This is a genomic window from Bilifractor sp. HCP3S3_D3, from assembly GCF_052063915.1.
Lineage (GTDB): Bacteria > Bacillota > Clostridia > Lachnospirales > Lachnospiraceae > Bilifractor.
On sequence record NZ_JBQHWP010000007.1, the window covers coordinates 22,394 to 35,212 of the forward strand.

Genomic DNA, 12,819 nt, shown 5'->3' on the forward strand with positions numbered 1-12,819 from the left:
CATGAATCTACCCCGCCTCCATCTGAAAATCAAACAGCGAGATCTGATTCGTCTCCGGCAGATCGGATATGATTCCCAGCCGATCCAGTGTATCCGTAATGCTCTTGCCGACCTTCCCCCTCTGCCGCAGATCATCCTTGGACAAGAACTTTCCGTCCCGCGCCGCCAGTACGATGCTGTCTGCCGCAACGGAACCCAGGCCGTCAATGGCATCCAGCGAAGGCATCAGCTTTCCGTCAATAATCTGAAAACGATGCGGCTGCACCCGGTAGATATCTATCGGCATGAACTCAAAACCGCGGGCGTACATTTCCTCGACGAGACACATGTCGCCATACTGGTCCTGCTCCATCTTTGACAGAGAATCCTTGCGGGAATTGAACTCGTCCATGATCTCTTCCAGGTGGCGCTGCCCCTGACACATTTTCTCGTAGGAGAATGCCTTCGCCCGGATTGAAAAATAGGCCGCGTAATACGCCAGCGGCCGGTACACCTTGTACCACCCCACGCGGTAGGCCATCATCACATAGGCCACGGCGTGGCCTTTCGGGAACATGTACTTGATCTTTTCGCACGACCAGATATACCAGTCGGGAACGCCGTGCTGTTTCATGTCGGCCGTCCATTCCGGCCAGTTTTTACACTGTTTCTTCGCCACCTTCCCCTTTCGCACCATCTCCATGATGGAAAAGCTCTCCTCAGAATCCATCCCCTTGTTGATCAGGTAGACCATGATGTCGTCACGGCAGCAGATGGCCGTTCCCAGCGTACATTTTCCCTCCTTGATCAGCGTCTCGGCATTGCCGAGATAGACATCCGTTCCGTGGGACAGACCTGAGATCCGGCATAGATCCGTAAAGTTCTGCGGCTTCGTATCAAAAAGCATCTGCATCGCAAAGCTTGTGCCGAACTCCGGGATCCCGAGTGTGCCCAGCCTGATGCCATGAATCTGCTCCGGCTGAAGTCCCAGCGCGCTGAGATTCTGGAACAGACTCATAACCTTTGTCTCATCGAGAGGGATTTTTGTCGCGTCTTCTCCGGTCAGGTCCTCCAGCATACGGATCATTGTCGGATCATCGTGTCCGAGAATATCCAGCTTCAGAAGGTTTGAATCAATCGAATGATAATCAAAATGTGTGCTGACGATATCCGAATCCGGATCATCAGCGGGATGCTGCACCGGCGTAAAGGTATTGATGTCCCATCCCTGCGGCAGTACAACGATACCGCCCGGATGCTGCCCGGTGGTTCTTCGTATTCCTACGCAGCCCTGTACGATCCGGTCGATCTCACAGCTTCGCTTGTGTATGCCTTTTTCCTCATAGTAATTCTTCACAAATCCGAAGGCTGTCTTGTCCGCCAGCGTACCGATGGTCCCTGCCTTGAACGTCTGACCCGCGCCGAAGATAACCGCGGTGTATGCGTGTGCCTTCGTCTGATACTCTCCCGAAAAGTTAAGGTCGATATCCGGCTCCTTGTTCCCCTTGAAGCCGAGGAAGGTTTCAAAAGGAATGTTAAAGCCCAGCTTGTCCATGACTCTGCCGCAGACCGGACATTTCTTGTCCGGCATATCACATCCGGAATATCCCATTTTGCGGTATTTCACAACATCCGGCGTATCGAATTCCACATGATAATCGTGATGACACAGATAATGCGGCGGCAGCGGATTTACCTCTGTGATTCCAGACATGGTCGCCACAAAGGATGACCCGACAGAACCTCTCGATCCTACGAGATATCCGTCTTCATTGCATTTCCACACCAGCTTCTGCGCGATAATGTACATCACGGCATAACCGTTTGAAATAATGGAGGTAAGCTCCCGCTCAAGTCTTGCCTGAACGATCTCCGGAAGATCCGGCCCGTAGATCTCATGCGCCCGGCGGTAGCAGATGGTGCGCAGCATCTCGTCAGAGTGCGGAATCACCGGAGGACATTTTTTCGGATAAATCGGACTCATCCGCTCAATCATGTCGCAGATCCTGTTCGTATTGTCGATGACAACCTCTCTCGCCTTTTCTTCTCCGAGATAAGCGAACTCCTCCATCATTTCTTCCGTAGTGCGAAGGTACAGCGGAGCCTGATTGTCCGCGTCCGCAAATTTCTTTCCTGCCATGATAATCCGCCGGTAAATCTCGTCCTGAGGATCCATGAAATGAACATCACAGGTAGCGACGACCGGCTTGTGGAACTGTTCTCCCAGCCGGATGATTTTCCTGTTGAGCTCCTGGAGATCCTCCTCGCTGCTGACCGCCGGATTCTTCTCATCCTCAATGAGAAAACGATTGTTTCCGAGCGGCTGTATTTCGAGATAATCGTAAAAACTCACAATCTTCGCGATTTCCGTATCCGGCGCTCCCCTCAACAATGCCTGGTAGAGCTCTCCGGCCACACAGGCGGATCCGATGATCAGTCCCTCGCGGTGCGCCTGCACAAAGCTCTTGGGAAGCTTCGCCTGACGGTTAAAGTATTTCAGATGCGATTCAGATACACAGCGGTACAGATTTACTCTGCCCGCCTCGTTTTTTGCGAGAATGATTGCGTGGCTGGATTTCATCTTGCGGATCGCGTTCTGATTCACGCTTCCTTCCCGGTTCAGCGAATCCAGGTCATTAATCCCCTGTTCGCGAAGCATCGCCACAAATTTCACAAAAATCCAGGCCGTACATTCGGCGTCATCCACGGCACGGTGATGATGTTCCAGAGAAACTCCCACCGCCTTGGCAACCGTATCCAGCTTGAAACGGGAAAGGTTCGGCAGAAGAAGCTGTGCCATCGCCACAGTATCCACATAGGTAAATTCCCAGTCAATCTTCTGCCTGCGGCACTCCATCTTGATAAATCCGGTATCAAAATCCGCGTTGTGGGCAACGAGAACAGCCCCTTTACAGAATTCGCGGAACCTTGGAAGAATCACCTCAATCGGCGGCGCGTCCTGAACCATTTCATCCGTAATGCTGGTCAGCTCCGTGATCCGGAAAGGAATCGGGACTTCGGGGTTTACGAATTCCGAAAAACGGTCGACAACCTCCCCCTTCTCCACCCGTACCGCACCGATTTCGATGATCTTGCATGTCAGGTTGGACAGACCGGTTGTCTCGATATCAAAAACCACGTAGCTGTCCTCAAGACTCTGTCCCCTGCTGTCCGTGGCAATTCCTTTCAAATCGTCCACCAGATATGCTTCCATGCCATAGATGACCTTAAAGGGTGCCCTGACCTTTTTCAGTTCATTCTTATCCGCATCCGGATGTTCCTCGGCATATTTTTTCTGATAAGACTCATCAATGGCCTCGAGGGCATGATTTGCCTCCGGGAAGGCCTGAACCACCCCGTGGTCGGTGATCGCGATCGCCGGCATTCCCCAGTCGTACGCCCGCTGTACCAGCTTTGAGGCGTCTGTAATGCCGTCCATATCGCTCATCTTTGTGTGGCAGTGCAGCTCCACGCGCTTCACCGGGCTGCTGTCATAGCGTCCCTGCCGGAAGCTGGCCGACTTCCGGATTCCGATCACCGTCGATACGGTCAATTCGTGCTCATAGCTGTCCAGCATGATCCTGCCCTTCAGCTTGATGAATTTTCCCGCCTTCAATTCCCCGGCAAGCTCCTCCTTCTGCGACTGCATAATGAAGATTTTTGCCTGAATGGTGTCCGTATCATCGGTAACCGCAAAAATAACGAGTGCCTTCTCATTTCGCAGATCCCGCATGTCCATCGACAGAATCTGACCTCTGATAACCGCCTCCGAGGTTGTCTCATCGATCGACTCGATCGGAATGCTGTCCTCATTGAAGTTTCTTCCGTAGATCAGATTCGGATCATCATCCATCTTCAGACGGTCGCCAAAGCCGAATCCTCCCCGTCCGGATCTCCGTGAAAAACGTCCTTTTCCGCCGGTGCCCTGTCTGATGCCGAAACCGCCTCGCCCAGACGATGCCGCAGTTCCCCCGTCTTCCCGCTTTCCCGAAACAGCTGCAGAATCCCTCTTTCCGGTCTCCGCACTCCCGTCTCCGTCCCCGGCAGTCTCCGCTATACCGTTTCTCTCCCGGCCTGCCCTGGAGTTCTCGAAGATATGCTTCGCCTGCGCCCGCATCTGCTGCGCGCTTCGCTTCAGGTCCTCCGATTCCTTCACCGGATAGAACTCCGTCGCGATCTCGATCGGCAGCCCGCAGCGGTACGTGAAAATATGGTCCAGAATACGGGTGAGCTCCGCGCACCGCTCATGTCCGATCACAGAATCTTCCAGCTCGATCTGCATGAGATTTTCCTCAGGAAAACTGATTTTCGCCGTCCGGAACAGGTACGCCAGAAAGATGTCCTTTTTCTTCAGCTCGTACAGAATGCTCGTGCGGTATACCTCCAGCATTTTCTCCGGATTATACTGTCTGGAAAGGCGGAATTTCTCTGTGACCTTCACCGCAAAAGAAGCATCCGAAAAAAGCTGGCGATGGATTTCCCTCTCCAGCTGATCGATATATTTTTTGTGAATCCACTGCGGGCTCTCCAGATAAATGTGCAGAATACCGCGCTTCCGGTTATATGCAGCCTTTCTCACAACCGCGAACTGCAGATATTCCTCAAGCTCCCCCTCGAGCTCCAGATTTGGAAAAGCCTCTGTCAGCTTTCTGCTCTCCGGCGCTTCCGCATCTGCCGCACTTCCTGTTGAATCCTGCCGGATATCTGTTTCCTTCCGGATTCCCTTCTCGCCATGGATTTCAGTTTCTCTTTGCATTCCCTTTTCTTCCAGGATTCCAGTTTCCCCTTGCATTCCGTTTTCTTCTAGAATTTGCGTTTCACTCATCTGAGATCTGACTCTCCAATCACAATCCGGGATCCTCCCAATGTTCCAGTTCATCTCTGAGGGCATCCAGGAGCTGATCCTCCGGAACCTTTCGGATGATTTCGCCCCTGCGGATCAAAAGTCCCTCTCCCTTTCCTCCGGCGATTCCCAGATCCGCCTCTCTCGCTTCCCCGGGTCCGTTTACAACGCATCCCATCACCGCCACCTTCAGATTCAGCGGATAGTTCTCTGTCATCTTTTCTACTTCATTTGCCAGATGGATCAGATCGATCTGCGTTCTTCCGCAGGTCGGACAGGATACCACCTCAATGCCTCCCTTCCGAAGTCCGAGCGTCCGAAGGATAAACTTCGCGGTCCGGATCTCCTCAAGAGGATCTCCCGTCAGCGATACACGGATGGTATCACCGATTCCCTGATACAGAATGATGCCAAGTCCGATCGCCGATTTCAGATTGCCGGAATAAAGTGTCCCGGCCTCGGTGATGCCCACATGAAGCGGGTGATCGGTCCTTTTCGATATCAACTCATGTGCCTTCGCGCACATCATGACATTCGACGACTTAATGCTGATGACGAGGTTATCATACCCCATGTCCTCAATAATGGCAGTCTGCTTCAACGCGCTTTCCACAAGCGCCTCAGCAGTTACACCGCCGTACTTCTCCAGCAGATCCTTCTCCAGCGAGCCGCTGTTAACTCCGACACGGATCGGAATTTTCCTCTCCTTCGCGCAGTCTACAACCGCGCGCACCCTGTCGATGCTTCCGATGTTCCCGGGATTGATGCGTACCTTGTCTGCTCCGTGCTCCATCGCCGCAATCGCCAGCCGGTAATCAAAATGAATATCCGCAACAAGCGGTATCGCAATCTGTTTCTTTATCTCTGTGAGAGCCTCCGCGGCTTCCATCGTCGGAACCGTGCAGCGGATGATATCGCATCCCGCCTTTGTCAGCGCACGGATCTGTGCAACCGTCGCTTCCACATCCTCCGTCCTCGTATTTGTCATGGACTGAATCAGGATCGGATTTCCACCACCGATCACTCTGTCTCCGATGCGTACTGTCTTCGTCTTCATCATAAAATCCTTTCGTTTGCTGCAGCATCTGCCTCTGCCTTCTGCCCTCTACATTTCAGGAAACGCGGTGTGATACTTCCTGCGGTATTTTCGAAAAACAAACTCGATATCAAAGCAGGTCTGTTCCTCGCTCTCCTCTGTCAGTTCCCATTCCGGCATATAATCCAGATTTGGAAAATAACAGTCCGCCTGGTAGACAAAATCAACCCGCGTCGCCAGAACCTCATCACAATACGGAAGCATCAGCTCATAGACCGAGGTGCCTCCGATAATAAAGATTTCATCCGTATTATACTTCTTCAGCTCCTCCAAGAGCTCTCTTTTGCTCCGGACTACAACAGCACCTGCCGGGTGAAAATTCGGATCTCTGGACAAAACAATGTTCACCCTTCCCTCCAGAGGCCGGCTCCCCGGAAGCCCGTCATAGGTTCTTCTTCCCATCACCACGACATGACCGATCGTCGTATCCCGAAAAAACTTCATATCAGAAGGAATGTTCACCAGAAGATGTCCCTGATTACCGATTCCCCATTTCTGGTCTGCACAAACAATCGCTTTCACTATCCAAACACCTCATCATTGTACAATTTCTTAAAAAACGCACACAGGATCGCCGTGCCTGACTGCGATTCGCTCTTTGCATAAACGAGATAAAACACGCTGCGCGAGTTTTATCTCGCTATCGCGACGCTCGCCGCACACGAATACTTCGCATTCGGCTGCGGCTCACTGTTCGTGTAAATAAAAAAAGACCTGTTTCTCACAGATCTTCTGCCGGCCGCAACGGTCAGATAACAAGGCTGCCATCCTGAAGATCCCCGCTGCTCCTGCAGGCATTTCCATTCAGCTTCTATTCTATAAATCACGCCACAGGTTGTCAACCGGAAGGCTTACCGGCCTTGCGGGAGCATGGCTTCATCCCGTCCGTCAGCTCTCGCACAAAGCCTGCAGGGCAGGATTTCACAATGCCTGTACCATATGTAAATCCACAAATGGAAGCAGGCATGTGAGACTCTTCACCCTTCTGACCAGCCGTGATCAGCTTGTCCATTTTCTGCCACGGCCGGATCAGGACCAGCTGGCTGCATTCTTGTCCGAACAGATCTCAAACATCGTCTTGCCCGGATTCAGCAGAATCTTATTGCCGTTGCTGTCAAAATATTCTGTATTGTCATTCTGATCAGCTTTCTCCCATGTAATCGGAATGGCTTTTCCATCCGTGAAGAATACGCCTGTCCCGGAAGTAAACAGATTCATATCGAGATGCACATTATCGTCCAGATGCCACTCACTGACATACTGTACGATGATGTTCTTGAACTTCAGCTGCTCACCCGTCTCCTGATCTATGTGCTCCGAGCCGTACTCATACCGGTAGTACTGCCGGTCCTCTGTATTGAACACAAAATAAGGATCATCGTACTTGAACGGAATGTGAACGGTATTCGCCACCTCTCCGTTGATGTCCGTATCCGCGGTATTAAATGCAAGATTCGGCGCATAGCCCTCGGGGTAAGCCCTGTTATATCCAAGGCTGTCCGCATCACTTGTAAGAGAAGATCCCGCGACATAAACATTGTGAGGCGCCTTGCGATCCTCCGAGCGGTAAAACCCGCCCGCAGTCATTCCATTGATGTCCTCCATGTTCTGAGATGTGATCAGATCCTGTGCCTGCTGACTCCAGCCGTAATGAGAATAGACCGCCTCGTTATCCATCGCAAAATATACAAAATACGGGCGCGCACTTCTCACAGGTCCGATCTTGCCGATGTTGGTAGGATCCTGGAACACCGCCATCAGACGTGTGATATTTCCCTCAACCTCAATCTCATACAAGAGGTCCGCCTGATTAATGCCGGATTGTGGCACCGCCGGCTGCAGGTTATTAATCATGATCGCTATCGGTCTTCTGGTCCCAGCGGCGACATCTACCGGCTCTCCGGTCAGGTAACTGTACATCTGCCCTTCCGGAAGTGTACTCTCCGGCTCCGGTGCTTCCGTCGGAGTCTCCTCAGGCGTCGAAGTCGGTGTCGCAGAAGGCGTAACCGTCGGAGTGCCGGTCGGTGATGGCGTAGCGGTGACCAGTGCTACCGAGTCATCAACAGTTTCCGCCTTCCCGCACCCTGCGGCAAGCCCTGCGCCGATCGTCAGACATAACAAAGCCAAAATATATTTCTTTCTCAATCGTTCAAATCCCCCAATTCCTGTCTTTGTAAGGATATCCTGCATCTCTGCAAATGTATCCTGATGCCAGTGTTGATGCTGTTATCTCTGCACCGATACCTTGCACGGACAGCCTCTGTACCAATGCCTCCTGCGGGCAGCTGCGTGCCGCGCACAGCCAACAGCCAACAGCCAACAGCCAACAATCACATTATAGTTCATCGCGCATGATATGGCAAGTTGTTCAAAGGATTGCCCTGTCATTCATATTTTATTATGCGTTTTTACCATTTTCGTCGACTGTTTCGTACAAAAACAGATATTTACCCACCTCCAGTACTCTCACCTGGATACTTTTTTATGCCTCCTCTTTATCAAGCTGAGAGGTGCAGTGCGGACATCTTGTAGCCTCAAGCGGAATCTCAGACTTGCAGTACGGGCAGATCTTCGTGACCGGTTTTTCCTCTTCCTTCTGCTTTCCGACAAGTTTGTCAGCACCCTCATGCATCTTGTTGATCGTTTTGATTACCATGAACAGCACCAGCGCGATGAGCAGGAAATTAATGACGGCAGCAATAAATGTGCCAAGTCCAAGCACCGGTGCATCCTTTCCGGCGCCCATCGTAATATTCCACTGATCAAAGCTGATGCCGCCTGTTATCACAGAGATCAACGGCATAATGATGTTGTTCACCAGCGCATTTACAATGGCGGTAAAAGCACTGCCAATGATAATGCCGACTGCCATATCCATGACGTTGCCGCGCGAGATAAACTCCTTAAATTCCTTCATAAATCCTTTCATCGATTCTTCCTCCTCTGGTCTGTACCTGATTAAAGCATCTGTTTCTGCCGGCGTTCTGCACATCCCGGCTTAATCTGATTATAATCAATTCTCCTGTGCCGCACAACGCAAAAATAAACTCCTGTGACAGGGCCCCACAGGCCTTGCACACAGGAGTTTACAATTTCGATTAAACGATACCTGACTGCTGTCAGAAGACGCAGACAGTAATGGCCATACGATAAGTCGTGCCACACACTGTATAAGTCCCCGCGTCACTTCGCTGCTTCGCAGCTTCCGTGCCGCTAACAGGTATGAGCATTCCCGCGTTGCGTCGCACCGCTCCATGCTCATACCTGTTGTCGTCGCTAATGTTCTTGCCCACTGGTGAGCAAGCTCCCCGTGGGCCAAGAACATTGCGACTGGACTTATACAGTAAAATTCCGATTGTCTATCAGAGCTGCGGACCTGCGGAAACCAGAGCCTTACCCGCTTCATTGCCCTCATATTTTGCAAAGTTCTTGATGAATCTTGCTGCAAGATCCTTTGCCTTCTCATCCCAATCAGATGCAGAAGCATAGGTATCGCGAGGATCAAGAATGCTGCTGTCAACACCCGGAAGCTCTGTCGGTACCTCAAAATCGAAGTACGGGATCTTCTTTGTCGGTGCCTTCAGAACATCCCCGTTCAGGATGGCATCGATGATACCACGGGTATCCTTGATAGAGATACGTTTTCCGGTTCCGTTCCATCCGGTATTCACGAGATAAGCCTTTGCTCCGCTCTGCTCCATTCTCTTGACCAGTTCCTCTGCATATTTGGTCGGATGCAGCTCAAGGAATGCCTGTCCGAAGCACGCAGAGAAGGTCGGTGTCGGCTCAGTGATTCCACGCTCGGTTCCTGCAAGCTTTGCAGTGAATCCGGACAGGAAATAATATTTTGTCTGTTCCGGTGTCAGAATAGATACCGGCGGAAGAACTCCGAATGCATCGGCAGAAAGGAAGATGACATTCTGTGCTGCCGGGCCGTGAGAGATCGGCTTTACAATCTTCTCAATGTGATCGATCGGATAGGACACACGGGTGTTCTCTGTGACGCTCTTGTCCGTGAAATCAATCTTTCCGTTCTTGTCTACCGTTACGTTCTCAAGAAGAGCATCTCTTCTGATTGCGTTATAGATATCCGGCTCAGAATCCTTGTCCAGGTTGATAACCTTTGCGTAGCATCCGCCCTCATAGTTGAATACTCCGTTGTCGTCCCAGCCGTGCTCATCATCACCGATCAGCAGACGCTTCGGATCAGTGGAAAGTGTGGTCTTGCCGGTTCCGGACAGGCCGAAGAATACAGCTGTGTTCTTGCCGTTCAGATCTGTGTTTGCGGAGCAGTGCATGGATGCGATGCCCCTCAGCGGCATGAAGTAGTTCATCATAGAGAACATACCCTTCTTCATCTCTCCGCCGTACCAGGTATTGATAATAACCTGCTCCTTGGAGGTTACGTTGAAGACAACGGCTGTCTCGGAGTTCAGGCCAAGCTCTTTGTAATTCTCAACTTTTGCCTTGGATGCGTTGTAGACAACGAAATCCGGCTCAAAGTTTGCCTCTTCCTCGGCATTCGGCTTGATGAACATATTTCTTACGAAATGTGCCTGCCATGCAACTTCCATGATGAAACGGACAGCCATTCTGGTGTCCTTATTTGCGCCGCAGAAACCATCAACGACATAGAGCTTCTTGTTGGAGAGCTCTTTCTTCGCGATTTCCTTAACTGCCTTCCAAGCTTCAGGAGAAGCCGGGTGGTTGTCATTCTTGTACTCGTCGGATGTCCACCATACGGTGTCCTTCGAGTTCTCATCCATAACGATGAATTTATCTTTAGGAGAACGTCCGGTGTAGATACCGGTCATAACATTAACCGCGCCGAGCTCTGTAACCTGACCTCTGTCATATCCGGTGAGTTCCGGCTTTGTCTCCTCCTCAAACAGCTTCTCATAGGATGGATTGTATACGATTTCTGTTGTTCCGGTAATGCCGTACTTTGTTAAATCTACGTTAGCCATTGAATTGCTTCCTCCTTTTACAGAAATACTCATGAATCACCCGGTATCTGGAAGTCATTCCCGGGTTTCCCGCATCTTCCGCGTCTTCAGCAGAGCGGAACGATAAACAGCTTCTCCGATATCTGTGTGATCAAATATAACTGCGTAATCTTCTACGGAAATCATTTTACATGATTCCTGCCTTAATGTCACCAACATTCGTTAAAACTGTGGATTTCGACAAAAATTTGTCAATTGTATCCTGAAAAATACATTTTTTCACAATGAATGCCTGCCGATTGCTAAAATAAAAGCCGCACAGTAGTCCTGAAGCTGAACAGCTTTGTTCATTGAACTTCCGCCTTCGAGAAAACCTCTTTTCCTTCATATTCATTCAGGAAGGAATCGGGCTTCCGGACAGATCCTGTCCTCTCAAGATGATCTTCGGTCCGCCGGTATGCTCTACATATTCCTTTGTCACTACAACCTCACTGATGTTGTCATCCTTTGGAATCTCATACATGATATCCAGCATAAAATCCTCTATAATTGCCCGAAGCGCACGGGCACCTGTATCTTTATCAAGGGCCTTTTTTGCAATGGAATGCAGCGCACCGTCGTCAAAGACAAGCTTCACCCCGTCAAGCGCAAGAAGCTTCTCATATTGCTTCAATATCGCGTTTCTGGGCTCGCGAAGAATCTTAACGAGCATATCCTCGGTGAGGCTCTCGAGAGAAAAAATAATCGGAAGCCTTCCGAGGAACTCCGGAATCATTCCGAAGGCCCGGAGATCTTCATTCGTTACCTTCTGCAGAATATCGGGGTCCTCTTGGTACCGGTCCTTCAGTTCTGCCTGGAATCCCATGGACGATGTGCGGTTCAGACGCTCCCGTATCACATCCTCGAGGTCCGGAAAGGCGCCGCCGCAGATAAAGAGAATGTTCTTCGTGTTCACCGTCTCAAGAGGAACCATGGCGTTCTTGCTTGTGGCCCCTACCGGAACCTCTACCTCACTTCCCTCAAGAAGCTTCAGAAGGCCCTGCTGAACTGCCTCGCCGCTCACATCTCTCTGACTGGTATTTTTCTTTTTGGCAATTTTGTCGATCTCATCGATGAAAATGATGCCGTGCTCCGCTCGATCCACATCATTGTCTGCCGCCGCGAGAAGCTTCGACACAACGCTTTCGATATCATCTCCGATATATCCGGCCTCTGTCAGACTCGTGGCATCCGTAATGGCCAGGGGCACATCCAGCAGTTTTGCCAGCGTCTGAACCAGATACGTCTTTCCGGACCCGGTCGGACCGATCATCAGCATGTTTGATTTCTCGATCTCTGTCCCGTCTTTCATCTGCTCCGGAGTCTGAAGAATTCTCTTGTAGTGGTTATACACTGCAACAGACATCACCTTCTTCGCATGCTCCTGACCGATGACATATTCGTCCAGTTTTGCCTTGATGATATGCGGTCTCGGCACATCCTGCATTGTGAGCTTCTTTCTTGGAGTCTTCTGTTTTTCCTTCTTTTTATGGTCGCGGGCAGGCATGCCGAAACCAAGTCCGGACAAATCGATCATGCCGACGTTAGGCGGAAGTTTGCTCAGCATCTCATTCATTCCGGGATTCTGTATTGCCTCGAATCCCTTCTGCATGCAGTCCGTACAGATGTACATCCCGCCGGGCAGTTCGATCTGCTTCCCCGTGCTGCTTTCCGGACGATGACACATCATGCAGTAATGCCCGCTGTGACGCTTTTCTTCATCGTCCGTATCCTCTTCCCGCGTCTTCCATGTTCCGGCAGAAACGGATGAATTTTTTCCGTCCCCATTTACCTCGTCCGGAGTTTTTTCGTTCTGGTCCTTATCAGCCGCATCCCCTTCGTCCGCATTCTTCTCCCCGGAATCCGGCACTTCCCGAAAATCTCCGTCAATAATATCCTTATCGTCAATCATAATT

At 51.0% G+C, this 12,819-nt stretch carries 7 protein-coding genes; all 7 read right to left on the reverse strand.

Going from position 1 to position 12,819, the window contains the following annotated elements:
- Positions 1-7: 7 nt before the first annotated feature.
- Positions 8-4,735, reverse strand: a complete 4,728-nt coding sequence (locus ACTNDI_RS05645) for a PolC-type DNA polymerase III (protein ID WP_441099789.1) — start codon at positions 4,733-4,735, stop codon at positions 8-10.
- Positions 4,736-4,823: 88 nt separating this feature from the next.
- Positions 4,824-5,879 carry a flavodoxin-dependent (E)-4-hydroxy-3-methylbut-2-enyl-diphosphate synthase gene (gene ispG / locus ACTNDI_RS05650; protein ID WP_441099948.1) on the reverse strand — a complete coding sequence of 352 codons (1,056 nt, stop codon included), beginning with the start codon at positions 5,877-5,879 and terminating at the stop codon, positions 4,824-4,826.
- Between the two features lie 48 nt (positions 5,880-5,927).
- Positions 5,928-6,440, reverse strand: a complete 513-nt coding sequence (locus ACTNDI_RS05655; protein WP_441099791.1) for a dihydrofolate reductase — start codon at positions 6,438-6,440, stop codon at positions 5,928-5,930.
- A 507-nt stretch (positions 6,441-6,947) separates the two neighbouring features.
- Entirely contained in the window at positions 6,948-8,045 is a 1,098-nt protein-coding gene (locus ACTNDI_RS05660) for a DUF3048 domain-containing protein (RefSeq protein WP_441099792.1), read from the reverse strand.
- 355 nt (positions 8,046-8,400) lie between these two features.
- A complete protein-coding gene (gene mscL / locus ACTNDI_RS05665) occupies positions 8,401-8,847 on the reverse strand; it encodes a large conductance mechanosensitive channel protein MscL (RefSeq protein WP_441099793.1) in 447 nt (148 codons plus the stop codon).
- A 433-nt stretch (positions 8,848-9,280) separates the two neighbouring features.
- Complete coding sequence (pckA, locus tag ACTNDI_RS05670) at positions 9,281-10,885, reverse strand: phosphoenolpyruvate carboxykinase (ATP) (RefSeq protein WP_441099795.1); 1,605 nt, start codon at positions 10,883-10,885, stop codon at positions 9,281-9,283.
- A gap of 373 nt (positions 10,886-11,258) precedes the next feature.
- A complete protein-coding gene (gene clpX, locus ACTNDI_RS05675) occupies positions 11,259-12,815 on the reverse strand; it encodes an ATP-dependent Clp protease ATP-binding subunit ClpX (protein WP_441099796.1) in 1,557 nt (518 codons plus the stop codon).
- Between the last annotated feature and the right edge of the window lie 4 nt (positions 12,816-12,819).